General features: G+C 56.9%; 23 protein-coding genes and 1 pseudogene. 7 read left to right on the top strand and 17 right to left on the bottom strand.

The genetic code is table 11. From position 1 onward, the window contains the following. The first annotated feature begins 3 nt into the window (after window positions 1–3). From C2L64_RS49340 to C2L64_RS49330, 3 genes are read left to right on the top strand one after another with little or no spacing between them, the layout of a single operon-like run. Window positions 4–876 carry an intradiol ring-cleavage dioxygenase gene (locus C2L64_RS49340; RefSeq protein ID WP_090836546.1) on the top strand — a complete coding sequence of 291 codons (873 nt, stop codon included), beginning with the start codon at window positions 4–6 and terminating at the stop codon, window positions 874–876. Window positions 877–903: 27 nt separating this feature from the next. Then, window positions 904–1,197: a Dabb family protein gene (locus C2L64_RS49335; RefSeq protein WP_244212345.1), complete on the top strand. Its 294-nt coding sequence runs from the start codon at window positions 904–906 to the stop codon at window positions 1,195–1,197. Further along, window positions 1,197–2,264: a maleylacetate reductase gene (locus tag C2L64_RS49330; protein WP_090836542.1), complete on the top strand. Its 1,068-nt coding sequence runs from the start codon at window positions 1,197–1,199 to the stop codon at window positions 2,262–2,264. Before C2L64_RS49335 ends, C2L64_RS49330 begins: the two co-directional genes overlap by 1 nt. A gap of 275 nt (window positions 2,265–2,539) precedes the next feature. Here the strand turns inward: C2L64_RS49330 and C2L64_RS49325 are convergent, their stop codons facing one another. From C2L64_RS49325 to C2L64_RS49260, 13 genes are all read right to left on the bottom strand, one after another. After that, on the bottom strand, window positions 2,540–4,102 hold the full coding sequence (locus tag C2L64_RS49325; RefSeq protein WP_143055760.1) for a methyl-accepting chemotaxis protein: 1,563 nt from the start codon (window positions 4,100–4,102) through the stop codon (window positions 2,540–2,542). A 229-nt stretch (window positions 4,103–4,331) separates the two neighbouring features. Continuing rightward, the gene (locus C2L64_RS49320; protein ID WP_090836537.1) at window positions 4,332–4,772 is read right to left on the bottom strand and encodes a DoxX family protein; all 441 of its coding nucleotides are present in this window, start codon (window positions 4,770–4,772) and stop codon (window positions 4,332–4,334) included. Between the two features lie 403 nt (window positions 4,773–5,175). Continuing rightward, the gene (locus tag C2L64_RS49315; protein ID WP_090836535.1) at window positions 5,176–6,249 is read right to left on the bottom strand and encodes a porin; all 1,074 of its coding nucleotides are present in this window, start codon (window positions 6,247–6,249) and stop codon (window positions 5,176–5,178) included. A 180-nt stretch (window positions 6,250–6,429) separates the two neighbouring features. Beyond that, window positions 6,430–7,149 carry an ABC transporter ATP-binding protein gene (locus C2L64_RS49310; protein WP_090836533.1) on the bottom strand — a complete coding sequence of 240 codons (720 nt, stop codon included), beginning with the start codon at window positions 7,147–7,149 and terminating at the stop codon, window positions 6,430–6,432. Then, the gene (locus C2L64_RS49305) at window positions 7,133–7,912 is read right to left on the bottom strand and encodes an ABC transporter ATP-binding protein (protein ID WP_090836531.1); all 780 of its coding nucleotides are present in this window, start codon (window positions 7,910–7,912) and stop codon (window positions 7,133–7,135) included. Before C2L64_RS49305 ends, C2L64_RS49310 begins: the two co-directional genes overlap by 17 nt. After that, window positions 7,909–8,937: a branched-chain amino acid ABC transporter permease gene (locus tag C2L64_RS49300; protein WP_090836529.1), complete on the bottom strand. Its 1,029-nt coding sequence runs from the start codon at window positions 8,935–8,937 to the stop codon at window positions 7,909–7,911. Before C2L64_RS49300 ends, C2L64_RS49305 begins: the two co-directional genes overlap by 4 nt. Next, a complete protein-coding gene (locus C2L64_RS49295; RefSeq protein WP_090836527.1) occupies window positions 8,934–9,854 on the bottom strand; it encodes a branched-chain amino acid ABC transporter permease in 921 nt (306 codons plus the stop codon). Before C2L64_RS49295 ends, C2L64_RS49300 begins: the two co-directional genes overlap by 4 nt. A 20-nt stretch (window positions 9,855–9,874) precedes the next feature. Further along, complete coding sequence (locus C2L64_RS49290; RefSeq protein WP_090836525.1) at window positions 9,875–10,867, bottom strand: ABC transporter substrate-binding protein; 993 nt, start codon at window positions 10,865–10,867, stop codon at window positions 9,875–9,877. 135 nt (window positions 10,868–11,002) lie between these two features. Further along, window positions 11,003–12,172, bottom strand: coding sequence for an ABC transporter substrate-binding protein (locus tag C2L64_RS49285; RefSeq protein WP_090836523.1), 1,170 nt, complete (start codon window positions 12,170–12,172; stop codon window positions 11,003–11,005). A gap of 420 nt (window positions 12,173–12,592) precedes the next feature. Continuing rightward, the gene (locus C2L64_RS49275; protein WP_090836521.1) at window positions 12,593–13,540 is read right to left on the bottom strand and encodes a fumarylacetoacetate hydrolase family protein; all 948 of its coding nucleotides are present in this window, start codon (window positions 13,538–13,540) and stop codon (window positions 12,593–12,595) included. A gap of 8 nt (window positions 13,541–13,548) precedes the next feature. After that, complete coding sequence (locus C2L64_RS49270) at window positions 13,549–13,926, bottom strand: YciI family protein (protein WP_090836519.1); 378 nt, start codon at window positions 13,924–13,926, stop codon at window positions 13,549–13,551. A 1-nt stretch (window position 13,927) separates the two neighbouring features. Beyond that, window positions 13,928–14,854 carry a VOC family protein gene (locus C2L64_RS49265; protein WP_103154407.1) on the bottom strand — a complete coding sequence of 309 codons (927 nt, stop codon included), beginning with the start codon at window positions 14,852–14,854 and terminating at the stop codon, window positions 13,928–13,930. Window positions 14,855–14,973: 119 nt separating this feature from the next. Beyond that, entirely contained in the window at window positions 14,974–15,855 is an 882-nt protein-coding gene (locus C2L64_RS49260) for an NAD(P)-dependent oxidoreductase (protein WP_244144601.1), read from the bottom strand. Between the two features lie 133 nt (window positions 15,856–15,988). Between C2L64_RS49260 and C2L64_RS49255 the strand changes: the two genes are divergently transcribed. The 3 genes and pseudogenes from C2L64_RS49255 to C2L64_RS49245 form a co-directional block, all read left to right on the top strand. Next, on the top strand, window positions 15,989–16,879 hold the full coding sequence (locus C2L64_RS49255; protein WP_090836512.1) for a LysR family transcriptional regulator: 891 nt from the start codon (window positions 15,989–15,991) through the stop codon (window positions 16,877–16,879). A 615-nt stretch (window positions 16,880–17,494) separates the two neighbouring features. After that, on the top strand, window positions 17,495–18,073 hold the full coding sequence (locus C2L64_RS49250) for an NADPH-dependent FMN reductase (protein ID WP_090836510.1): 579 nt from the start codon (window positions 17,495–17,497) through the stop codon (window positions 18,071–18,073). A gap of 534 nt (window positions 18,074–18,607) precedes the next feature. Continuing rightward, window positions 18,608–18,865, top strand: a pseudogene (locus tag C2L64_RS49245) (transposase); the annotation flags it as partial. 251 nt (window positions 18,866–19,116) lie between these two features. Here C2L64_RS49245 and C2L64_RS49240 read toward each other — a convergent pair. After that, on the bottom strand, window positions 19,117–19,524 hold the full coding sequence (locus C2L64_RS49240; protein ID WP_176133871.1) for an IS4 family transposase: 408 nt from the start codon (window positions 19,522–19,524) through the stop codon (window positions 19,117–19,119). A 654-nt stretch (window positions 19,525–20,178) separates the two neighbouring features. Here C2L64_RS49240 and C2L64_RS49235 point away from each other — a divergent pair. Then, a complete protein-coding gene (locus tag C2L64_RS49235) occupies window positions 20,179–20,955 on the top strand; it encodes an SDR family NAD(P)-dependent oxidoreductase (RefSeq protein WP_090836508.1) in 777 nt (258 codons plus the stop codon). Window positions 20,956–21,044: 89 nt separating this feature from the next. Here C2L64_RS49235 and C2L64_RS49230 read toward each other — a convergent pair whose 3' ends face one another. From C2L64_RS49230 to C2L64_RS49220, 3 genes are all read right to left on the bottom strand, one after another. After that, window positions 21,045–21,401 (bottom strand): BON domain-containing protein, encoded by a 357-nt coding sequence (locus C2L64_RS49230; RefSeq protein ID WP_407671984.1) that lies wholly within the window; start codon window positions 21,399–21,401, stop codon window positions 21,045–21,047. 294 nt (window positions 21,402–21,695) lie between these two features. Beyond that, entirely contained in the window at window positions 21,696–22,514 is an 819-nt protein-coding gene (locus C2L64_RS49225; RefSeq protein ID WP_143055759.1) for an IclR family transcriptional regulator, read from the bottom strand. A gap of 133 nt (window positions 22,515–22,647) precedes the next feature. Then, window positions 22,648–24,411: an FAD-dependent oxidoreductase gene (locus C2L64_RS49220; RefSeq protein WP_090836501.1), complete on the bottom strand. Its 1,764-nt coding sequence runs from the start codon at window positions 24,409–24,411 to the stop codon at window positions 22,648–22,650. Between the last annotated feature and the right edge of the window lie 31 nt (window positions 24,412–24,442).

Here is a 24,442-nt window from a genome sequence, read left to right as displayed (position 1 = left end):
AATATGCAAGACCTTAATGAAGACACGATCACCCAGTCCGTTATCGCCCAGCTGGCTAACACCAGCGATCCAAGACTCCGGCTACTTTTATTCAGCCTCGTCCAGCATCTGCACAGCTTTGCCCGCGAAGTGCAACTGTCTGAGGGAGAACTCATGGCTGCAATTCAGATCCTGACGCGCATAGGTCAGATGTGCAACGAAAAACGCCAGGAATTCATTCTGCTTTCAGATACGCTGGGCCTTTCGACGCTCACAATGGCGATGAACAACAGGAAGCCAGTGGGGTGCACCGAGGCGACCGTATTTGGACCCTTTCATGTCGAAAATGCGCCCGCCTATACACTCGGAGAGGATGTTGCCAACGGCGCCAAGGGTGAGCCATGCTTTGTATCCGGTGTCGTTCGAGGCTTGTCCGGGGAACCCGTCGCGCACGCACGCATGGAGGTTTGGCAGGCGGACGCGGATGGCTACTACGACGTACAGTATGAGGGACTCGAACAGTCCCAAGCCCGCGGGGTACTAAGCACCGACGAAACCGGCCGTTATTACTTCCGCTCCATCGTGGCTGAACCCTACCCGATTCCACACGACGGGCCAGTGGGTGAAATGCTGCGTGCCACCGGAAGACATCCATGGCGGCCAGCCCACCTGCATTTCATGATCGGTAAGGAAGGCTATCAAACACTCGTCACCCACGTCTTTCGCAGCGGCGGGAAATATCTCGATTCAGACGCGGTTTTCGGTGTCCGCTCCTCACTGATTGCTGACTGGTTGCGTCACCCTCCCGGGACAGCCCCAGACGGTTCTCAGATGGACACCGCCTTCTATACGCTCGAATACGATTTCGTGCTAAATCCCACGACGGCTGGTAGGTGAGGAAGGGCGATGATCAGGCACATAGTGATGTGGAATCTGCGAGGCAACACGCTCGGCGAAAAGGCCGAGGCGGCACTCCTCCTCAAAAAGGTCTTCGAAGAACTCAACGGTGAGGTCCCGGGGCTGCGTCGTCTCGAAATCGGTATAGACATCAGCCGAACGGACTATGCGTGCGACGTCGTCCTTTACAGTGAGTTTGACTCCCGGGAAGCGCTCGACAACTACGCCTTCCATCCTGCGCATCTGCGCGCCAAAGCAATGGTCGGCGATCTCCGGATTGCACGCCACCAGGTTGACTATCCCGTGTCAGGACGGTTGTGATGCAACAATTCACTTTTCAAAGCAGCTTTCCTCGCGTGGTCTTCGAGTCTGGAGCGATCCGGCATCTGGAGCGCGAAGTCGAACTTCTCGGCGCCAGCAAGGCCCTTGTCCTGTCGACGCCGGACCAGGCACACTACGCCGAAATGGTGGCGGACAGGCTAGGTAGCCGGTGCGCCGGCATCTTTGCCAATGCAGTCATGCATGTGCCCATCGAGGTTGCACGCGCTGCCCGCGACGAAGCCCGACGTCTGGGTGCCGACTGCGCCATTGCAATCGGCGGCGGCTCAACCACGGGGCTAGGAAAAGCGATCGCACTCGAATCTGCACTCCCTATCCTCGCGATACCCACGACCTATGCCGGCTCCGAAATGACGCCCATCTACGGTATCACCGACGCAGGCCTCAAGAAAACCGGCCGGGACATACGCGTACTACCGCGGGCCGTCCTGTACGATCCTGAGCTCACTACGACTCTCCCCTTCGCCATGTCCGTGACAAGCGGAATCAACGCAATCGCTCATGCCGCAGAAGGGCTCTACGCTCAAGATACCAATCCGATCATGGACCTTCTGGCGATTGAGGGCATCAGCGCCCTGGCAAAAGGGCTTCCTAAACTGAAAACAAATCTGGAAGACCGCGAAGGGAGGAGCGGTTGCCTATACGGTGCATGGCTGTGCGGCACTGTGTTAGGCAACGTCGGCATGGCACTCCATCACAAACTCTGTCATACGTTGGGCGGAAGCTTCGATTTGCCCCACGCACAGACGCATACCGTTATTCTTCCGTACGCGCTTGCATACAATGCACCGGCGGTCCCTGCGGTCATGCGACGCATTGCAGACGCAATTGGCACGGAGGACGCTCCAACCGGCATGTGGCAGCTTGCGAAGGAACTTGGCGCGCCCGTCTCGCTTCGCGATATCGGCATGCCTTATGAAGGCATCGATCGGGTCCTGGAACTGACAATGATGTCCGCCTACCCCAATCCGCGCCCGCTGGATCGGGCTGCGTTGCGCGCTCTTCTCGAGCGCGCGTTTGCCGGGGAGCTGCCACAGAGCAACCAGTGATGCTGTTTCCCGGGTCTGTCCGGGCTACGGCCATCCTGGTTGACCGGTGACCCTCAAAGGATACCGGCATATCAATCGGCAGATTCGGGCTTGAGGACAAGAATGATCGCGATCCTGCACCGTGCCGGATACCCCGCATGTCATCCACTATCCGGAAGAACGTTATACGATGACGGCGGCATCGACAGAAAGGGGCGTGATGGACTGGCCGCCAATCACCGATGAGACCCAGAACGCGGTCGGACTATTTTCGGTTCTGTTCATGAATATTAGCGTCATCCGCGTATTGAATCCCCCACTGCAAAGACACAGATGGCTACGTCCAGTTTCGCGGCCTGCTCATCGAGTGATCGAGCAGCCGCCGTCACCTGTTCGACTACCGCCGCGTACCGCTGTGTCAGTATTTCCATCTGCATCAACGCCTGATTAACCTGCTGTATTCCGAGCTTCTGCTGCACAGATGCGTCGGCGATCTCGGCCACGATCTGCGAGACCTTATCGATAGCGTCTTTGACCTCCGTAATCGTGCCACTGACATGACAGGCCTGCTTGGCGCTCTGCGTAAAAATGGCAGCGGAGGATTCAATCAGCTCTTTGATCTCCCTGGCCGCTGAAGACGAGCGATGGGCAAGCGCCCGGACTTCCCCTGCGACGACGGCGAAGCCGCGCCCCTGCTCGCCAGCTCGCGCCGCTTCAACAGCGGCATTGAGAGCAAGGATGTTAGTCTGGAAGGCGATACCTTCGATAAGACCAGTGATCTCGGAAATCCGTATCGATCTCTGGTTGATCGCGCCGATCGTCTGAACCATACTCTCGACGGCCGCGTCTCCCTGTTCAGCGATGCGGACTGCGCTCGTCGCCAGCTGTCTGGCATGCATAGCATTATCGGCGCCCTGTCTCACAGACTCTGCCAGTTGCGTAGTGCTGGCCGCAACTTCTTCCAGAGATTCCGCCTGCTCGACCGTCCTGATCGAAAGTTCTGCGTTGTTTTCCGCAATCTGCCTGGTCGCAATTCCCACATTTTCCATCGCTACAATGACGGCGCGGATCGCCTCCGAAAAGCGGCTAATCAACTCATTAAAGGCTAGCGCTGTACGACCGATCTCATCCATTCTTTCAACGGGAGCTTGACATGTCAGGTCCAACGTCCGGCTCGTATCGTCAAGCGATGCCTGAAGCTTTTGGAGACTACGTCCCAACAGCCTCATTTCACGCCAGACATGGACCAAAAGAGCCACTCCGCCGAGGATTAACAGTCCGGCGATGAGCTCCTTGGTCTGCCTGTACGCGGCATCGTCCCGCTGGCGTGCATCATCCGCCGCTTTTCCAAGCGAATCGGACAACATATCGATCTCCCTGCCCATGGAAAGGGCATATGGACGTACCTGTTCAGCCATAACAGTGGTGGCTTTCCCCATGTTATCGCTGCGCCCCAGGCGCACTGCTTCAGCAAATCCCTTTTTGAGTTGTTCGCGGTTTCGAATGAATTCGGCGACCAACGCTTGTACGGCAGGCGGCTTCCTGCTGCGCCGGAACAGTTCAAACTGCCGTTCCACCGGCTCGTCCAGCGTGTCAATAACATCAAACCGATCCTTCCGGGCCGTCACATTATCGATAGACATGGCCTCGAAGAGCTGGATCGCCTGAACACTCTGGAGACGAAAGGCATTCTGGAGATATTGTGTAGGCAGAGCCACCTGCACATAAAATGCGTCGGCCCTCGCGTTCGCATCCGCAATACCCTTGATTCCCAGCATCCCGACCATCACACACAAGAGCCCGAGTGTGGCAAAACACAGACCGATACGCGTCTTCAACCGCATCGTTGCGATCTGCATGAAAACTCCCCATATAGCAAGTTGCGCCACGGCAACTGGTCAAAAAAAGCACTGGCCAGGCCTCGGAGCACCTGGTGGCTTGTTTGCAAACGATCCCTGTGCCCAAGTTCAAGCCGTCAAACAACGTGCACAAAGAGGACACTCTGTGCCGCCTTGTCATCTTCTGCGCGTGAGCGCAGGTAGACGCTCCTTTCCATGCGCCAAGCCCGCCACGGACGTGTAGCGCGTCCTAGCGCCGAACAGCTTCAGTTCTCCAGTCACTCTCCTCATGGGCAGGCGTCGTGCTGGCAGCGAAAAGCGCCAGAAAGCCTCCCGCAATCGCTACATTTTTCCAGTACTGGATCGCCATCGCGGCTTGCATGTTCGGATCATTGAACGCCCAGAACGGATGCGCAACGAAGCCAGTAAAAATCGTATACAGCGCCATGTAAGGCGCGAGCAGCCGCAATCTGAAGCCCAAAACCAGAAGCACACCACCGACGAGGTCTGTCGCGATCGCTGGTGCCGCCAGGACATGCGACATAGGTATTCCCAAGTCCGCGAGGCCTCTTGCGAAACTGGAATACGCGAGTAGATTGCTCAGCCCACCCGAAACAAACAGGATCGCCAGAAGGACTCGTGAGGCCCTTAGTGCAAGGACTCGCGCACGAAGCTGGGATGTACATGTCATGAATCTCTTTCCTATAAATTAACATTCAAGGCGCGCGCAGGGACGGAGATACCCTGTCTTCAAAGACTCAGTCAATCAATGTTCGTACCCCGCCGCAATTCGCCGGCTTGAAAGTTGGGCATCTGCACGAGTTCAGCCGACACGCCGATGCCAGCCGAAACGCTGCGATGTCGGGTAGTTCCATGACCACCGCTCCCGTATCAAACAACCTGTGACTGGCGCGGCGGAGCAGTGCAGTACCGTGTACGCTGCCTACCATATCGGCGGGCCAGATCGTCTTGACGCCCCGGATCTCTGGAGCGCGCGAAAGCGCCCGGATAGGGCCGTTCTGACTCAGACACAGCCTGGCATTCCTGCCAGGCAATGCATGGTCGCAATGCGTCTCTTCGAACAATTAAAGGACTTAAAATCGTTGCTGAACCCCCATCATCATGCCAAGCTGATTTCTCCCGGGCGCGACAGTTCCGCCGGCTGCAACCGGCACGTTGCCGTACTGGCTGTTCATCATGTACGCGATCGACGAATAGACAGTCGTGCGTTTCGACAACAGGTAGTTCAACCGGGCCACCAGCAACGTCGAGTCCGAACGGGACCGCAGTACATAACGCGCGGCCTGCGCGTCAACAGAGAACGCCGGAGTAACGTAGTAGTTGGCACCCACGAACCAGATGTCCGACTGTGCGTGGTTTAACCCAGCGGTATTCCTGCGAATCCAGCCCGCGCCGATCTTCGCAGAACCGTAGACAAAGTATCCATCGACGACGACATGTGTATCCGTGTAGTCCGGATTGGAGAGCGGCGCTGCGGCACCCGTCCCGCCATGCATAACATCGTACGACGCCGCGACCCCGAACTGGGCGCCGTCATAGGCAGCAAGCACGGTGTACTGTCTGCATGCAACCGGATCGCCAGGCACCTGGCCCGCACAGTTTGTAGCGGACGGTCCAGCCGGACCGGCAGCGTCCCTGCCAAAGCTGTAGGTCGCTCCCAACCTGAAGCCGCCATAGGATCCCATGTAACCAATTGCATTGTCGCTACGCGCGTTCGGCAGATACGTGTCAAACGAAGCGATGCTGTGGATCGACGGGCCAATCGTATCCGCGGACGAGAGTCCGTACATCGTCATATTCATCTGCCGGCCCAGTGTCAGCGTTCCGAATGGACTGCTCAAGCTTAGATTGGCCTGTCGCCCGAACAATCGACCACCATAGTTCAACATGCCGGTACCCGGTGCAAAGCCGCTTTCAAGAACAAAACCTGCCTTGTATCCGCCGCCCAGATCTTCTGTACCGCGCAAACCCCATCGTGATGGCTGTTCGCCGGTCAATGTGGGCATGCCGACGAACGATCCACCCGACGCAGCGTTGTTGTAGTACTCGACCCCGGTGTCCACGATGCCATAGAGCGTCACGCTACTTTGCGCATACGATAATGGCGCGGCAACGAGTAGGCCGATGGCGGCGATTTCCTTGAGCATAAAAGTCTCCGTTTGTAATTTAGTTATACTAATCAAGTCGGGTGGTCCCGATCCATGAGTTAATGAGTAGCGGTCTCGATAACCCGCCAACAATGCCATGCTTTCTACAGGTGAGCGCAGTTTCGTGCTTCCAGCGGCGCCAGAGAACGAAAGGCGGGCAGCCGCCTGGTTTCTCCCGCCTCAGACACCAATAAACCGATGGACGACATCCTTTTCTGCCGTCAGTGCGTGTGAGGTTCCGCTCCACACGACTCGTCCTTTTTCCAGCACATAGTGGCGATCGGCAAAGCTCAGCAATGCACCAACATTCTTGTCAATAACGATCTGTGAGAGACCTTCGCGTTTCAATTTCGATAGTGCATCCCAGATTTCTTTTCGGATCAGCGGTGCCAGGCCCTCCGTTGCTTCGTCAAGCACGAGCAACTGCGGATTGGTCATAAGTGCACGGCCGATTGCCAGCATCTGCTGCTCCCCTCCGGACAGCTGCCATCCGAGGTTGGTGCGTCGCTCCTTCAGGCGCGGGAAAAAGTCGTACACCCGGTCAAGCGTCCATGGCGCGGCGGACATACTCTTGTTGCTCCCTGGGCGTGAGGTCGCAACAAGGTTTTCCTCGACAGTAAGGTTGGGAAAGACCTGCCGTCCTTCGGGCACAAGGCCCATTCCCATACGCGCGATCTGATGCGGTGGGAGCCGGTCTACTGACATGCCCTTGAATCGGATACTGCCTGCCTTGACCGGTAACAGGCCAAACAGACACTTGATCATCGTGGATCTTCCCATGCCATTGCGGCCAAGCAGGGTGACAACTTCGCCTGCCTTCACGTCGAAGCAGACACCGAACAGCGCCTGAGCGAGGCCGTAGCCAGCCTCCACGCCGCGTACTTCAAGCAAACTCGTCATCGCCCGCCCCTGAATTAGTCTCTTCGCCAAGGTAAATCGCCTGGACCTCCGGGTGGCTGCGAATCTCGTCAGGCGCGCCCGTGAAGACCACGCGCCCGTAGGCTAGTACCGTGATGCGATCGGCAAGCGTAAAGACCGCTTCCATATCGTGCTCGACAAGCAGGATTGAATATTGGCCTTTTAGCCCTTTTAGTAGCGAGACAACGGTATCTGATTCCTGCGTACTCATACCTGCCATGGGCTCGTCCAGCAGCAGGAATCTGGGTTGCGCCGCGAGCGCCATCGCCAGTTCCAACTGCCGCCGTTGCCCGTACGCGAGGTCGCCCGCAAGCGTATCGACACGGTCCATCAGTCCCGCGGCTTGTAACGCCCGGTCAGCTGCATCGACAAGCTCAGCGCAGCCCAACATCGGTTGCCAGAACCGGAAACCGTGATCCTTGACGCCCAGTGCGGCAAACACGGCGTTCTCGCGGACGGTGAATTCCTCGAAGATTGAAGTGATCTGGTAGGAACGAAACAGGCCCATCCGCGCCCGTCGGTCGACAGGCAGTGCCGTCACGTCCTCACCAGCGAAAATCACCCTGCCCTCATTGGAAAAAAGTTCGCCCGAAAGCTGATTGATCAGCGTCGTCTTACCGGCGCCATTTGGACCGATGATGGCGTGAAGCTCACCGGGCCGGATATCGATTGAGACACTGTCAGTGACGAGCAAACCGCCATATCGTTTGACAAGCGATTGCGTTCGCAGCAGGACGTCCGTCATGAGCCCTCTCCGATCTTCGCCGGCTCCCCGCTCTCAGGCGGCGTTTGCCTGGGCGTCTGCTTGCGGGAGAACCGGGCGTCAAATCCCTCCAGGAAACCGGCGATGCCTGTCTTCCCCAGCAGCGCCATGAGGACGATTGCCGGGCCAAATACAGCCATCCAGTGGTCCGTAAAACCCTTCAGGAGTTCCTCCATGCCGAGGAAGGCAATGGCGCCCAACATCCCACCATAGGCCGAGCCTAATCCGCCGAGCACCACCATCGCTATCGTGTCACCCGACACGACCCACGACATCGACGCGGGCGAGGCGAAGGCATTCAGGTTTGCCATCAGCAGGCCCGCGACGCCGCTAAGAATCGCCGAGATCACATAGGCGCAGAGAAGATATGCTTTTCCTGGCAGCCCGACAGCGTTGACGCGACGCGCATTCTGGCGCGTGGCACGTAATACCATGCCAAACGGCGATACGCGCAGGCGCACCATCCAGTATGTCGCCAGCGCAAGCACGACAAGTGAGCATGCGTAGACATTATCCGGATGCCCCAAGTCGAAACCGAAGAACTTCGAGGTTGCAGAGATGGTGGTTCCGTCATCGCCACCATACTGTTTGAGGCTGACGAACACAAAATAGCCCATCTGCGCGAACGCCAGCGTGATCATGATGAATGAGACTCCGACCGTACGCAGGCTGATTGCGCCGGTGACGACTCCTGCCAGACCACAACCGAGAATGCATATCAGCAGATGGATCCAGCCATTGTCAATACCGTAAAATGCCGGCAGCGCGACGCTGTAGCCGCCGAGTCCGAAGAACAACGCATGGCCGAAACTGACCAGACCACCATAGCCCAATGCGAGATTCAGTGCGGTCGCCACGATCGCATAGATGATGACACGCGCGATGAGCGTCTCGTAAAACGTCTGCTCGGTCGCGTGAGCGAGGAACGGAACCACGATCAGGATCACAAATAGCAGCCATGGCAATCCGACAGAGATACCGAATGGCGATGAACGCGTTTGCATCATTTGCTCCTCGCTGGAAACAGGCCTTGTGGACGAAAAGCCAGAATGATGGCCATCAGTACGTAAATCAGCATCGACGCTAGCGCCGGCCCTGCTGCATCTGCGATGTCCCTGCTCAGCCCTTGCCTCAGCAAGGGCGGCAGCAGCGCGCGTCCCAGCGTATCGGCAACACCAACGATCAATGCGCCCAGAAATGCTCCGCGTACGGATCCGATACCGCCGATGACAATGACGACGAGCGTCGCAATGAGCACGGTTTCGCCCATGCCGGATTGCACCGCCACGATGGGCCCCGCCATGACACCCGCCAGTCCTGCCATGCCGGCGCCCAGCGCAAAGAGCATGGCGTTGAGAAGCCTGATATTGACCCCCAGCGCGCCAACCATCGCAGGGTTAACCGCACCGGCGCGTATCAGCATCCCCAGACGGGTTCCGTTCATCAGCCAATGCGCGCCCGCTGCAACCATTAGCCCCGCTGCGATGATCGCGAACCGATAGGATGGGTAAGACAGTCCAAAGATGTCGACGGTCCCATCGAGCAAAGCCGGAACCGGTAGAAATTGCGGCTGTGGTCCCCAGATGATCCGGGCTGCCTCATTGAAGAACAGCACCATGCCAAAGGTCGCCAGAACATGATCGAGATGGTGCCGGCGGTACAGGCGCGAGACCGCAAACCGCTCAATAACGATGCCGAGGAGCACGCACCCCCCAATTGCTGCGAGCATGGCAATCGCGAACGAGCCTGTTAGTTGAAATGCCGTCACGGAAAAATACGCTCCCAGCATGTACAACGAGCCGTGCGCGAGGTTGACGAAGCTCATAATGCCGAAAACGAGCGTAAGACCGGCAGCCAGCAGGAAGAGCAACGCCCCGAACTGCAAACCGTTCAGCAACTGTGAAATAACTACAGCGAAATTCATGGCAATCTCTATCGGAGTGTCTAGCGCTTGAGCGCATCGTCGTAAAAGCTCGGATCGTAGTAATTCGATGGATCGTGCATCCGTTTTTCTGGATTAGCCCACTTATCCCGCAGCTTCAACACTTCCTCGATTCCCGCCGGTTCGATCGCCGCACGCCGCTGAAATCCGGTCTCCTCATTCACCAGAACGGGATACGCCGCCTCGGCTTCGGTGAGGTTGCTGTTCGGCGCATATTTCATGTATATCCGCATTGCGTCATGCCTGTTCGCCGGGTCGTAGAGCCATTCGACGCCCTTTGCATAGGCGTTGATAAATGCCTCCAGCCGTGCGCGATTGCTTTGGGCCCACGCCGCACGAACGCCTGCAACCATCCCCTGATACGCCCCTACGGTGTCCAGACCGGATGCCAGTATGTTGAAGCCATCGGCGTGCGCTCTAAGTTCGAATGGCGAAACAAGCAGGGTCGCTTGCTGCTTGCCTTCCAGCAGTGCGTCAAAACGCTGCTTGACTCCGCCCACCCGTTCGATCTGAAAATCCGGCTCGTGCAAGCCAGCACGGTCGAGCATCTCGTACAGCACAAATGCGTATCCCGTGCCTCGCGCATCGACCGAAACAGTTTTCCCGCGCAGCGCGGCAACGGATTTCACCTGTGGTGTTGAAACCAGCTTGAGAAAGCCACGGTCTCCGCCCATGACCGCGATCAGGTCTTCTCCGACTTTCGGCACTTCGCCCTGACCTTCGCGGTATGCGACCAGGTTGTCCATGGCAGTCAATGCAATATCGAATTTGCCATCAATCAGGCCTGTCATTTGAAACACGGAACTTGGCGTCGGAGTCACATTGACTGTGACACCATCCGCGGCATAGAAGCCTTTCTCCAGAGCTACCCAGAGTGGCCAGTCAGATCCACCCGGAAAGACAATAACTTCGAGAGGCTTTTCCGCTGCGTAGCCATTCACGCTGCCAACGACCCCAAATACAATTGCCCATACAAGCTGCTTCATGAATTTCATTGCATGCCCTTTTCTTCCTGCGCGCAACAACAAGGATCCGATATGGTATTCGGCGCGGGGATACGCGAATGCCCGGTATGTGGCGACCTCAACGCGGTTGTCGTTGTCCGCCGCAGCATCCGCAACATTCGAAATCTATTTCAGGGTGCACTGCTGCACGTAGGCATCAGATTGATCTTTCAGGACGTTCGCCTGTAGCAGCCTGAAATCAGGCTTGCCTGAGTTGTCCTTGATGACCTGATAAATGCTGTAATCCTGTATTGGGAAGTTGTTCCTTCCAAAGCGGAAATTGCCGCGCAGCGATCTGAACTGGGCATTCTTGATTGCTGCGGTCAGAGCCTTGTGATCGGCGGTATTGCCTTTGACTACGCGGATGGCGGCGTCAAGCAACATGGCCGCGTCATAACTGAACGCGGCATACGGCGACGGACTGCGTCCAAAGCGTCTCTCGAACGCCTGGACAAAGTTCTTCGACTCCGTGCCGGGGGCACCAGGCGTCCAGGTATCGCCGACGACGGCGCCTATGGCCGCCGCGCCCATCGCATCCGCGGCCGTGCCTTCGATGGTGTTCGACGTATAAAGGTTCGTCTTTCCAGGAAGTCCGGCTTGCTGGTATTGACGCACAAAGGTAACTCCGAGCCCACCCGGATAAAACGCATACACAGCCTCCGGTCTTGATGAGGAGATCTGGGTCAGTTCGGCAGAAAAATCGAGCTGGTTAAGAGGCGTGTACATCTCATCAACAATTTCCCCCCGGTAGAAGCGCTTGAAACCAGTGACTTTGTCCTTGCCACCGATAAAGTTCGGGGTCATCGTGCTCACGCGCCTGACGCCCTTGTCGTTCAGATACTTGCCGACAACTTCAGCTGGCATATCGCTCTGCCACGACATCACAAACTCGTTGGCCCTGCATTGAGCACCCGCAACGGCCGACGGCCCAGCAACTGTGCCAATCACCGGGATATCGGTCGAGGAAATCCGGTTTTGCAGCGCCATCATCACGTTGGCGAAAGTCAGTCCGACGACAATATCGACCTTGTCCCTGTCGATCAGTTTGCCCAGCGCATTTATCGCTGCTTCCGGCTTCTGCTGGTCGTCCTCCTTGATGATTACCGTATTAACCCCTCCCAGTCTGTTCGATAGCTGGTCCAGAGCCAGGCTAAAACCGTCGAACTGGTCGCGACCGACATCGGCCGAGGATCCCGACATGGTTGCCAGGAATCCGATTTTGACCTCTGCATTCGTCGTCGACGTAATCGCTGCCAACAAGGCGGCAACGATTGCGGATTGCACTTTCTTCATCATGTTTGTCTCCAGTCGTTCGATTTATGATGGCGCTTCCCGTCGGATTCAGAGGACACGCATTGCCGGTCTCTCCCGGGCCTGTGGAAAGATGCGCCACGCGCCGTCCCCATGCCGGAAGAAGAACAATGCGATAGCCCCGGTTGCCTTCGGCGCCTCGACACAGACATAGCATTCGTGCCGGCATCTGCTATTCCTGAACTCGATGACCCGGACTCCTCTTGACGGGTCGGGCCTGAGCCAGTGGTCCACCATTTCGCGTAGCGAGCTTTCCGCGCTAGTCATCGATGCCTCCTTCATGTCGCCTTTTCAGGCGTCCGGTTCGAGCCAGGGCATGATGATTTTGCGTAGTTAACTGCGATTCAGCGTCTGGCAGCTTCAACTGCAGATGGCAAACTTCCAGGACTTCGGCACCTGCATGCATCAAGCGATCGTTGTCTCGAGTTCGCCGAGCCCTTCAATCCATACCTTGATCACGTCTCCCCGCTTCAGGAAGGTCCCGCTTTCCATCCCCACGCCTGCGGGGGTGCCCGTCAGAATGATGTCCCCGGGAAGAAGATCCATCCGCTGGCTAAGGTACGAGATCTGGTCCGCGACGCCGTAAAGGTGTTTGTTTGTATTCGAGTCCTGCCGCAGTACGCCGTTGATCCACAACCTGATGTTGAGGTTCTCGGGTGACTCGATGAATGCCGCTGGCGTGAGGAACGGGCCGATGGGACATGAACCCGCGAAACACTTGTGCCCGATCCAGTCAAAGCGGAATGGCGAGCTGACATCGATGTTGGCGCGGGCGAGGTTGTCCCGGGCAGACAGGTCGTTCGAGCAGGTGTACCCAGCGACGTAGCGTAAGGCATCGTCTACCGTGACTTTCGACGCCCGACGTCCGATCACGACTGCGAGTTCCGCCTCCCAGTCCAGCATCGACGTGTGGCTGGGAAACGGCACAGCCTCCCGGTGCCCGGCAAGAGTCGCCTTACCGGATTTCATAAAGTGCCACGGCGGAATGCCTTGGGCTTTTGGATCCACAACGAGCTTGTGGTTAAACGCACGGGCCATGGCTTCCACATGGTCCCGATAGTTGGCGCCCGCGCAATATACGGCGCCGGGGTGGGTCACTGGCGGCAGAAAGGTGATCTCGTTCGCATCGAGTATATGCGGCAGGTACCTGTCGGAGAAATCCACCAGTTGTCCCGTAACCGACAACAGAAGATCATGCGAATTCTCCCAGTCTTCCAGCAAGTGCATGACGCTTTTGCCCGCCAAAGCACCGCCCGCGGCTACACCCGCCAGGCTGAACAGCTTCTGCTTAACGGCGATACCGGTCCCTGCGGCCCCTGACTTGTCCGCATATGTGAAAAGCTGATATTTCATTTTGAGTTTTATTCGAGAGTGTATGAGCGATCGGCGAATCGCAAGTTGACAGTTATTCCGCCTTCCATAAGTAGCCACTTCCTTATCGATGCCGTGTAGACCTTCTCCTGAATGAACGGATCATCAGACAGTATCGTTTGGACCTCTTCGATCGAGGTTGCGCGCAGGATTGACATCCCACCCGACGTTCCCGGCTCGCCCCGCTCATCGAAGAAGGGTCCAGAAGCAAAGAGCTCTCCACGGCCTTCCGCCGCAATGGCCCACTTAAGATGATCCTCGATAAGTTCGTCGAAGCGGCTCATGTCATTAGGAACCCGGACGACGACATACAACGGCTTCTGGAGCATCTGCCGCAGCAAAAGACGGGCGCTGTCACTCAGGTTCATCTCAGTCCGGCAATTCAAAGTTCAGTTCGAATCCTGGCGCCGCGGGCTTGGCCGCCCATACTGCCGTCAGTTCTTCCGGAGAAACATTGAGGGGTATCCACGCGCTGTCGTCCTCGGGAATAATGTCGATATCCCAGAAGTACTCGACCAGGCTATTCCAGGGATCGCGGATATAGTGAAAATAATTAGATCCTCCGACGTGACGGCCGAGTCCAAAAACATCTTCGTAGCCAGCGCGTATGAGCGTCTGTGCACCTATTTCGATTTCATCTATATCGCCCACCTCAAAACTCAGGTGATGTAAGCCAGTGTGCGTGCTCTTGGCGAATGCCAGAATGTGATGGTCGCCGCCCGACGATCCACGGAGAAATGCAAGGATGTCATGCGCACGGTCTGAAACCTTCATCCCTAGTACTTCTGTGTAGAAAGCCACCGACCGGTCAACGTCGGGTGTGAACTTGATCAGGTGTCCAAGCCTGCGTGGTCTTGCCCGCTTCTGCATGGACTCGACCGAGCATGCACGCGTGCCGATGCGCCGGTACTGCCCCGGGGAGTTGACTTCCGGTGGCGCGGGCATTGTGGAGGATATGACCTGCTCGACCTGTACATTGACCCAGTCGCCGTGAGGATCCTGGAACCAGATCCCTCCAGAATCGGCCCGGAAAGGCGTCTCGGTGATGCGAACGCCGGCCCGCTCGAGTCGGGTTTTCAAGGTGAGCATGCCCACGTCGTCGGTGCCGAGCGATATGTAGCTCAGTCGCTTTTTCGGCCCTTCCATCAGGCGTATCTGGTCCTGTTCCCGGTTCGCGCAGCGAAATACGAGATCGCTTCCCGAAGCATGGGACTCGAGCCCGAAGAGTTGATAAAACGACCGTCCAGCTTCGAGGTCTGGCACGGTCATCCCTACGTGGAGCAGCGAGCGAATCATGGCGAAAGCCTTTCCTGTCTGATCACATAAAACTGGGCATGGCGAGAGCGCTCGGCGCATCGCCGACTTCGATAGTCAAAGCCTGCCAAATAGCCATCCGGTTGGTCTTTGACGCCGCACTACCGGGATTCCAATTCAAGCAATTTGATTACCGCCGATATATCCTCTTCGCCCATGCGACTGGCAAGCGCGCGAAAGAAGTAAGGAGCCGCCGCGGAAAACAGTGGCGACGCTGCACCTGAGTCATCCACCAGTTCCCGGCCCAGCCGGAGATATTTTTCGAGTGTGACAAACGGACCGGGAGCGGGTGAAAACGACCGTGCAGCCATCATTGGCGCGCGAATCGTGAACATTGTCGACCCGCCCGCCCCGTGACCAATCACCTCGGCAACCATGTGCGGGTCAAAACCAAGCCTGGTACCGAGGTTCATTGCTTCAGCGCAAGCAAGCGTATGAATGGCGACCAGGTAATTGGCAATCAGTTTCATTGCGACGGCCGAACCAAACTCACCGATGTGGAAGTACCTCGCAGTGATGGCATCGAGTACTGGCTTGCATTCGTCGACGAGTTCCGCGCTGCCACCGAGGTAGAGCGAAGCGCTACGTTGCTTGACCATCGGCGGCGAACCGCTAACCTCTGCCTCGAGCACGCGTCCGCCGCGCTCCTGGATGCACGCTGCCTGTTCGAGCTTGAACTCCTTCCGGTACGTCGATAATTCAATGACGATCTGCCCCGGCTTGAGCGCATCGAGAACCCCACCGGGGCTGTGCAAGACTTCAATCTGCGCTTGTTCACCCGGCAGACAAAGCAGCAAGACGTCGGCTTGACTGACGACTTCTGCGACGCATTGAGCTATCTGAACGCCGCAGTTCACAAGTGCCTGCGGATCACTGCGGCGATAGCCCACCAATCGGAAACCGGCCTGGATCAGATTGATCGCTATTGGCAGACCGAGTTGACCAAGGCCGATCATGCCGATAACTGGGGCGGGGCTAGCCACGTCTGTCTCCTGATGATGTTTAGATGGAGTCTAGCTCCGTTGATCGGGTTAAACTACATCGATTCGTTGAAACAAAGTATCAATGAGATTGATACCACGATCCATTGCTCAGAGGTAAAGGCGCAACAAGTCCATGAAAGACCTCAATTTGTTGTACGTGTTCGAGGCGCTCTGGCGCGACCGGTCAGTGACCGGGGCCGCCGAGCGCCTGGGGCTTACACAGGCAGCCGTTAGCAGTGCGCTGAAACGGATGCGCGACGAAGAAGGGGACAAGCTGTTCACGCTTGTGGGTCGCCGTATGGAGCCGACACCCTTTGCAGCCGCCATTGCCCATCACTTGCTGGACGCGCTGGCGATGATCCGGAAAACATCGGCTGAAAAGGTCAAATTCGACCCGGCCGGCTCCCGCCGGCTATTCACCATACGCACGCGCGATATCGGCGAAGCCGTTCACCTCCCCCCTCTTTTGCGGGAACTCGAAGCCGCGGCGCCGCACCTCAGGCTGCGAACGGTTTTCGCCCCCATGGACGAAACACTGAGCGGCCTGGCGAGCGGAAAGATCGATTTCGCGCTCGGCTTCCTGCCATCGCTCGAAACTGGTATTCATCGTCGCAAACTCGGGCAGCAGCACTACGTCTGCGTCATGCGCCAAGGTCATCCGCTAGCCGATCGGGAACTCACAATCGACCTCTTCAGGGAGGGGCCGCACTTGCTGGTCGAGTACTCGGGCAGCGGCCACAAGCAGCTTGAAAAGGCATTGATCGACGCGGGTATCGGGCCGCAGATCCGGATACGCCTGCCGCAATACCTGTCTGCACCCTACTTTGTTATTGCGTCCGATCTCTTGTGGTGCGTCCCGGCCATCCTCGCCGAGACGATAGCGCGGCACTTTGCACTGGTCATTAAACCGATCCCCTTACAACTCTCGGAGTTCGAGGTTGGACTCTATTGGCATGATCGCTATCACCGGGATCCGGCGAACAAGTGGCTGAGAGACTTTATCGCCCGCCGTTTTGCTGAGTAACAGTGCTTAGGGATTCCTGCCCACTCTCGGGCCATGGCCGCCCCCTTCGGCCGAGACGCTGGAATGGCATCCGCTTGGAACATAGCTCGCGTACAGTTTGTGTAAAAAGCGCCACGCCATTTTGAATGCAGCGTTGCGGATCGCGCGGGCTAACGATTCCCGATTGACTCTCTCTCAGCGCTCTCTGCGCTGACGTTAAGCAGTCGCTTGTCAGATGCCTACGATCCCCTGACTGACGATCCTAGTTGACGCCGCATGCTGTCATTGCCTATATTCGCAACTTTCCGGCCCGTGGTGGCTGACCGCGATTCACGTTTCGCCTCTTCGCCGCGGCAGACTGGGCCACAGGGTGTGCTCTTCTAAGCCGGATAACGAATTGTCCGTATAGACATAACGGAGGAGGCGCAAATGTTCGACGATGATGTATATACTTCGTATAACTATATATCTAATTAGGCTGGCGAATTATCAAATTACACGAGTACAGAGACGACGTCGGTTTCTACGAAGAAACCGCTCCTAGAAATGCTGCATTTCCTAGAAATGCTGCATTACATTGCTTAGTAAACCGACTATTACAGTAAGTATTTTTCAACATGAAGGAAATTTGTGACTATGAACAAGGAATATAATTTCGTCGGTTTTTCGGGCAGCCTAAGAAAAGCGTCATATTCCACTGCTTTAATGCGCTTTTTTTCTCAACAGCTGTCGGGTCGTGGCCATCTTTTTCGTTCGATTGACATTGGAGCGATTCCACATTACAACGAGGACGTTGAAAATCTGTCTTTGCCGGAATCGGTCAAAGATGCTCGCGCGATTGTTGGCGATTGCGACGGGATTGTCATTGCAACTCCAGAATTTAACCATGGCATACCCGGGGTTTTGAAGAATGCCCTTGACTGGTTATCACGCCCCGCTTTTACCAGTTGTTTTGCATACAAGCCGGTCATATTTTGCACCTTTTCGCCAGGCGCATTAGGCGGGGTACGAGCCCAGTACCAACTTCGCGAAACTTTCAGCTCGATGCTTTGTGAAGTTATTCCAATGCAAGAAATCGTAATTCCTCATGTTCACCAGAAATTCCGCGACAACGTCTTAACCGATGCAAAAACAATAGAATTTGTCTCTTATTCTTTAGATATTTTTATTCGAGGAGTCGCCAACAGAAAGTTAGCTTCGGAATCGCTGGTTTAACTACGATTCAACATATCAAACTTCTCGGAGAGGGTCATGAGATTCGAATATTTCAAGACCTTCTCCATGCGCAGGAAGCTCGGACTATTGTGAGTAGCACCGCCCCAAACTGCAACCGCCTGCGGAGGCAGATATCGTTCGGGCGAAGAGCGTACCCACAACAACGACGAACGACTGGCGCGCTGATATCGTGCCAATTGCCTCGGAAAGCGCCCTCGGCGCAACTACTTCGCTACTCAAATGATTGCACATCAGAAGCGAATGAACCGAGCTCGGTTTTTCCGGAGGATCAAACTCTTGAGAGTGATTTCATCGTGTTCTCCCGCCCCCGAAGGATGAAGCGCACGACTGCTGCAGGCGGATCTCGGAGGGAATACGATCACGAGGCAGCGGTAGTCGAGGTCGGCCGATTATCTAATGCACTGAGCCCGTTTGAGAGTTGGAACCGCAACCTGAGGCTTACCCGAAATTGCGGACCGGTCAGAGTTGGAAATATCCGGCATGATTCAGGAACTGCAACCCGGAGGTCATGCCGTGAAGAAGAGCAGGTACACCAACGAGCAGATTGCATACGCGCTGAACCTGGCCGAACTGGGTACGCCGGTAGCGGGTGTGTGTCGCACGATGGGCATCAGTGATGCGACGTTCTATAACTGGCATACGAAGTACGGAGGGCTGTCGCCGTCGGAAGTCCGGCGCATGAAGCAGCTCGAGGAGGAGAACGCGAAGCTCAAAAGACTCGTGGCTGACCTGTCGCTGGACAAGGCGATGCTGCAGGATGCCAGGCGCAAAATTGAGATGTGGCTTAGTACTATAACGAGGCGCGTCCCCATTCTGCACTGGAGTGGATGACGCCCACCGACAAATTCGCTCGCCAGCAAGCCTGTCGAGCGAACTCGGTCGACACAACGGAGCCTAAAATTTCTAATTCAGAACGGTCCTGATTCCGTGTCAGCTTCACTAAAGGGACTTTGCTAGGAGCCCGTTGGCCCTACGAAGGGATAGGTCATCAGCATCCCAGAACGGCCCGCGCGAGCTTGCAATTACCCACTTCGATTCAGGGCGAGTGCATAACCCAGCTGGATGTCGGTCAGGCACCGCATGCCGCGCCACATAACGGTATTACCCGGAGGAGAATCCCCGGCTCGTGCCAGATAGCCTCCAAGCCGCGCGACCTTGATCAGATGTCGCAAGAGCGGTGGTGCCTGTGAGGCATTTGGCAAGTCCGGAACGATACGCTCGATCAACTCCATTTCGGCTGATGTGAGCACCGTATCCGGCGGCGCTTGTGGCGCACATCGACTGATCATGGTGAGCCAGAATATTCGCCAGTTCAGGATGCAAAAAACGGAAATCAGGTTCGCAAGCCGATCGGCAGTACGCAACTTCGAGTCCTCAGCCTTGCACCCGGACATGAGGATCTTGCGGAACGTTTCGATCTTCCAGCGCATGGCGTACAGTCAAGCTTCCGGATTGCCTCGGCACGCGAACGCACCGGCAGATTGGTCGGCAGCTTCCATTCGATGCCAGCTCGCCCGGACGGCACATTACGCTTCTGCGCGTGAATCACCGTGAGTTGCGGCGCCGGATAGCGGTTTTGCTTTGCGGTGGGCCGTAGCACCGTCATTCGCTGGTAACGAAGCTCAAAGGTCACCGTTGAAACCAATCTTGACATCCAGAGCTAATAAGGCATGAGCTGTCATGCCCAGACTCATCACAGTCAACATTCGGGCCGGGAGGCGAACGAGTTTCATGGTGTCTCCGGCTGAATTCTGTTTAGACGCGAGGCCGTCTCGTGGTAATCCCCTGTCCTCGCTGAGTCTGCTTTGCAGACTTGACGCGTCCGAAACATCCTTGTGACCATGCAGCAAGCGAGGTCAGCTTGCGACGTACTGCGCGCGCCTGTATCAGCAACATGCCGTCCGCGGACGCAAGACCTTACAACTCGTCATGTCACTTCGACTGCAGGCGTGCCCCTCATAGGAGGCACATCGCCAACACGCCCGGGTGATTGCACCTATACGAATATATATGTTTATATGCAATTATCGACAACAACGAGTCCTCTACGGACTCTCCTGTCGCTCACCTATCAAGGAGAAGGTATGCCATTTAATCCCACAGTCACCCCGCCACTACTCGAAGCTCGCTTAGCGTTCGTTACCGGAGCTGGCCAGGGCAATGGACGCGCACTGGCCGTCGGGCTCGCACGCGCTGGCGCAAAAGTTGTTGTCAGCGATATGAATCTCGCTCAAGCCGAAGAGACGGCTGCACACATTCGTGAGGAGGGCCGCGAAGCGTGGGCGTTCGAACTGAATGTGACCAATGATGAAGCGTGCTATTCCTTTGCTGAAAAGGTTGGCAAGGAGATTGGTCAAATCGACCTGCTCGTGAACAACGCAGGCATCATCATTCGGGAAAACTCGTCGAGCCCGAATGCGGCAATGAATTGGAGAAAGGTGATGGACGTCAACGTGCAAGGCACGTTCAACGTGACACACGCCTTCCTGCCAGCTATCAAGGCTACAAAGGGCGTTGTCGTCAACGTTGCCTCGATTGCAGCCTATGCAGGACAGGGCGGTAGTCTTGGTTATTCGCCCTCGAAGGGTGCAATCAAGATGTTCACGCAGTCCCTTGCCGCCGAGTTGGCTCCGTACGGCGTTCGGGTCAACGCCCTTGCTCCAGGTGTGATTGAGACACCTATGACCGCGGCGACTCGCGAAGACCCAAAACGCCTCGAGGCGTTCATGACCCGCATCCCGATGGGCCGGGTTGGACAGACAGAAGACCTCGTTGGTCCAACAATATTTCTTGCGTCTGACATGTCGCGCTACGTTACCGGCGTGACACTTGCGGTCGACGGTGGCTTCCTCGCAATCTGACAATGATGGAGCAAAAGAGGCTCGGAATGAGCCTCTTCCTCGATTCGCCGGGCACCATCAAACCTGGCGCCTTATCTGTTTCTCACCGGTTACTGGCCCGCACTTCTGACAGTTAGCGAATTCTTCACAGATGTGACGCCGGTCACCCCTTTCGCAACGTCACCTGCCCTATCGATTTCATCCTGGTCGGGCACTGTACCTTGCAGCATCACAGCACCCGCGCGTGCCCGCACAGTGATATTCGAGACGGTGACGCCCTTATCCTTCGCAAGAGCGGCGCGCACGCGTTTCTGGAGCGCTCGGTCGGCCGACTTGCTCGTTGCGGCTTGACTCGCTGATTTGCTCGAGGGCATCGCGTCACTGCTTGACCCGCCTTGAGCGTATGCAACCGACGTACTGGCGATGAAAATCCCAACCACCAAAGCAATAATCTTCTTCGTTTCCACTAAAACCTCCATCCCAGAAGTATTTTTAGGACGCACCCGTTGAAATGCCTCGGGCAGCGTCTGGCCCGACAAGTGGGCAATTTGATGAGTGAACGGCTGTCTTGAACGAGCACTCTTACTGCGCCGGCTCTGAGCTGGCCCGAACACGGTACGGATGCCAGCAAGGTCAATGTATGGGATGCATGCACCGCATGCTGGACCCTATGCGCCAGATTGCATGGTTTTAAGGGGCCAAGCGCTAGCGAATCCGCGAGCGTGAGCCACCTAGCAACGACGCGCAGCGGCGATGCCGCACTACATGTGGAGGAACGCTGGATAGCGCTCTGAAGATAGTTCCGATGTGAGCGCCGATAGACGCTCCGCAACGCAGCCGTCCCGCGAGCCGTCAATGCTGCCGGACGGCCCAAAAACAGTCACCGCGAGCGCCAGCTCCCCTGCTTGATTGAAGATGGGAGCACTGATGCTATCAATCCCTGGTATCGGCAAACCGGTCGTTCGTGCAAGGCACCTCTGCCTGATATCAAGAAGCAACTCGTCGATGACACCAGTTGCCTGTGGGCCCGATACGCCGCTACGTTCCGCGACGTCACGTTGAAGCATCGGGTCAATCGCGCGCCGTGGCATGAATGCGGCGAAAAGTCGTCCAGTGCTGCTGTAAGCAATTGACATAACTGCGCCCACATGCAAGCCCGTATGCACGTAGATATCCGGCCCCAGATAGCGCACGACTGTTGGACCGCGGTCAGCCCAGATGGCCACAAATACACCGCGATTTGCCTCGCCGGCGAGGTCTGCTACGCGCAGCATGGTCTCCTTCAGCAGTGGAAGTTGTGCCAACGCGCGTAAACCCAGGTTGAGTGACAACGGACCGGGCTCATAGCTCTGGGTCATCACGTCCCTTCGCACGAGCCCTGTGCGAACGAGGCTCACCATATACGTAAAGACCTGGTTTAATGGGACATTGGTCGCCGCGCTAAGCGCCGCCATCGAGACGGGCTGACCAGCATCAGCAAGGTGGCGCAAGAGTGTGCCACCTACCTCCATAGCATGTATGCCCCGCTGTTCTTTCGGGCCCTTGGCAGCAAGCTCTTGAACCGCTTTTTTGGCTTCCATCCCGCTCTTCTCCGCGGCGCCCACTGTGTCGGCCGGGCGTACTGACCAGTCATCCTACGGCAATCGAGAAAAAGCTGCGGTGGCTCGTGGCCACCGCAAAACACCAGCTCCTTGGTCTTTTCGAACTCAGCTCTTATTGCGACACCACCGCAAATTTTGGGGATGCGGAATTAGACGCCACGTCACTCTCGAGCAGCCTGTCACCCGCCACAATGGCCTTGCCAGCGATATAACCAAAGGTAAGAGCGGGCCCGAGCGTGATGCCAGCGCCCGGATAGTTGCCACCCATGATGCTGCATGCGTCATTACCGACTGCGTACAGACCCTGAATTGGAGCACCCTTGGAGTCGAGCACACGGCATGATGCGTCTGCCTTCAGTCCCGCAAACGTTCCGATGTCGCCGATTCGGATTTTGAGTGCGTAGAACGGCCCTTTCTCGATTGGGGCGACGCACGGGTTCGGAGAATGCAACGCATCACCCTGGTAGCGGTTATATGCCTTGCTGCCCTTGCCAAACAGCGGGTCCCGACCCAGTCGGGCTTCCGCATTGAAACTACGAACTGTCTCTCTCAGATTCAACGCGTTGACACCAATCTTGCCTGCCAGCTCCTCCACAGAGGACGCCCGCGTCAAATATCCAACGCGCAGGTAGCGACCAATCGGCATCGGGAACGGCGCGGCGCTTCCCAGTCCATAGGTGCGCAAAGTCTTGTGGTCACAGATGAGATGCGCAGAAATCTCCTCGCCCTTCGGGGTCGACTTGACAAGAGCCTGTACAAAATCGTGATACGAGTTGCCTTCATTCGTAAAACGACGACCGTCACGCAAGACTGAGATTACGCCCGGCTTCGCGCGGTCAATGAAGTGCGGCATGATGCCTGTTGAGCCATCCTTGCGCGTCAATGTTGAAACGGGTACCCATGCAGCCGCATTGGGAAGCGTCGTTGAAACTTGGCCGCCAACCGCTTCCGCCATCCTCAGCCCATCGCCCGTGTTTCCGGTGGGCGAAGGAGAGAAGTGTTCAGTTCCCGTCGGTGCGTGCGGAAAGAGCTGCTTGCGACGCTCGATATCGTAGGGAAAGCCGCCGCTGGCAAGGACGACCGCGCGAGCGGCCTGCACTTTTACCTTTGAACCTGCACGGTCAACCATCGCGCCCGTGATGCGGCCGTCCTGGGTCGTGAGACTCACAGCCTTAGTATTCAGCCACAAGGGAACATTCAAGTCGGCGAGCGATTTCGCGAGACGTCCAGCCAGGGCGTTGCCGTTCGTGAGCGTCATGCCACGACCATGTTTCATCACATCCGCGAAGTGACGCGAAAGACGCTTCGTGACGTACCACGCCGACTTGACTGACTTCGTCACGCGCATGAAATGAACGATTTCCTTGCCCGATCCCAACATCATCCCGAACACAGTCAGTTCGGGCAGCGCAGGGGCCAGGTCCTTGATTGCAGCACCGAGCTCTCGTCCGTCAAATGGTCGCGTAACCATCGAGCGACCACCCTGCGTGCCTCCCGGCGCTTCTGCGTGATAGTCGGGAAAGACTAGCGGCATATCGAACCGGACCGCGGTCTTCGAAGTGAAAAAGTCGACGGCCTCAGGACCGTACTTGATGAAAGCATCGACGCGGTCGCCGTCAAAACTGTCGCCCGCGTCATGCTGAAGGTACGTGCGCGCGGCACCTTCGGGCTCGTGAATGCCCTGGACCTTCGCCAGCGACGTGTTTGGAATCCAAAGCCATCCCCCGGAGCGGGCAGTCGAGCCGCCAAACTTGGGTTCCTTTTCAATCACAAGGACCTTGAGTCCGTTCGAGGCGGCCGTGATTGCTGCCGACATACCGGAGCATCCTGAGCCAATCACCAGCACGTCGCAGACGTATTCGCTTTCCTGCTTCATTACGCGTCTCCCAGAACGAGAAAGCGACTAG

This window comes from Paraburkholderia hospita (assembly GCF_002902965.1).
Lineage (GTDB): Bacteria > Pseudomonadota > Gammaproteobacteria > Burkholderiales > Burkholderiaceae > Paraburkholderia > Paraburkholderia hospita.
The sequence above is the reverse complement of the archived record's forward strand: the minus strand, read 5'-3'. Positions and strand labels throughout refer to the sequence as shown.

Excerpts from the sequence above, each read along its gene's own strand:
- C2L64_RS49265 (WP_103154407.1), bottom strand. The coding sequence starts at position 14,854 with ATGATTCGCTCGCTGCTCCACGTAGGGATGACCGTGCCAGACCTCGAA.
- C2L64_RS49225 (WP_143055759.1), bottom strand. The coding sequence starts at position 22,514 with ATGGAAGCCAAAAAAGCGGTTCAAGAGCTTGCTGCCAAGGGCCCGAAA.
- C2L64_RS49275 (WP_090836521.1), bottom strand. The coding sequence starts at position 13,540 with ATGAAATATCAGCTTTTCACATATGCGGACAAGTCAGGGGCCGCAGGG.
- C2L64_RS49235 (WP_090836508.1), top strand. The coding sequence starts at position 20,179 with ATGCCATTTAATCCCACAGTCACCCCGCCACTACTCGAAGCTCGCTTA.
- C2L64_RS49330 (WP_090836542.1), top strand. The coding sequence starts at position 1,197 with ATGCAACAATTCACTTTTCAAAGCAGCTTTCCTCGCGTGGTCTTCGAG.
- C2L64_RS49285 (WP_090836523.1), bottom strand. The coding sequence starts at position 12,172 with ATGATGAAGAAAGTGCAATCCGCAATCGTTGCCGCCTTGTTGGCAGCG.
- C2L64_RS49250 (WP_090836510.1), top strand. The coding sequence starts at position 17,495 with ATGAACAAGGAATATAATTTCGTCGGTTTTTCGGGCAGCCTAAGAAAA.
- C2L64_RS49325 (WP_143055760.1), bottom strand. The coding sequence starts at position 4,102 with ATGCAGATCGCAACGATGCGGTTGAAGACGCGTATCGGTCTGTGTTTT.
- C2L64_RS49305 (WP_090836531.1), bottom strand. The coding sequence starts at position 7,912 with ATGACGGACGTCCTGCTGCGAACGCAATCGCTTGTCAAACGATATGGC.
- C2L64_RS49340 (WP_090836546.1), top strand. The coding sequence starts at position 4 with ATGCAAGACCTTAATGAAGACACGATCACCCAGTCCGTTATCGCCCAG.
- C2L64_RS49240 (WP_176133871.1), bottom strand. The coding sequence starts at position 19,524 with ATGCGCTGGAAGATCGAAACGTTCCGCAAGATCCTCATGTCCGGGTGC.
- C2L64_RS49295 (WP_090836527.1), bottom strand. The coding sequence starts at position 9,854 with ATGAATTTCGCTGTAGTTATTTCACAGTTGCTGAACGGTTTGCAGTTC.
- C2L64_RS49300 (WP_090836529.1), bottom strand. The coding sequence starts at position 8,937 with ATGATGCAAACGCGTTCATCGCCATTCGGTATCTCTGTCGGATTGCCA.
- C2L64_RS49320 (WP_090836537.1), bottom strand. The coding sequence starts at position 4,772 with ATGACATGTACATCCCAGCTTCGTGCGCGAGTCCTTGCACTAAGGGCC.
- C2L64_RS49220 (WP_090836501.1), bottom strand. The coding sequence starts at position 24,411 with ATGAAGCAGGAAAGCGAATACGTCTGCGACGTGCTGGTGATTGGCTCA.
- C2L64_RS49290 (WP_090836525.1), bottom strand. The coding sequence starts at position 10,867 with ATGAAATTCATGAAGCAGCTTGTATGGGCAATTGTATTTGGGGTCGTT.
- C2L64_RS49335 (WP_244212345.1), top strand. The coding sequence starts at position 904 with ATGTGGAATCTGCGAGGCAACACGCTCGGCGAAAAGGCCGAGGCGGCA.
- C2L64_RS49270 (WP_090836519.1), bottom strand. The coding sequence starts at position 13,926 with ATGAACCTGAGTGACAGCGCCCGTCTTTTGCTGCGGCAGATGCTCCAG.
- C2L64_RS49310 (WP_090836533.1), bottom strand. The coding sequence starts at position 7,149 with ATGACGAGTTTGCTTGAAGTACGCGGCGTGGAGGCTGGCTACGGCCTC.
- C2L64_RS49255 (WP_090836512.1), top strand. The coding sequence starts at position 15,989 with ATGAAAGACCTCAATTTGTTGTACGTGTTCGAGGCGCTCTGGCGCGAC.
- C2L64_RS49315 (WP_090836535.1), bottom strand. The coding sequence starts at position 6,249 with ATGCTCAAGGAAATCGCCGCCATCGGCCTACTCGTTGCCGCGCCATTA.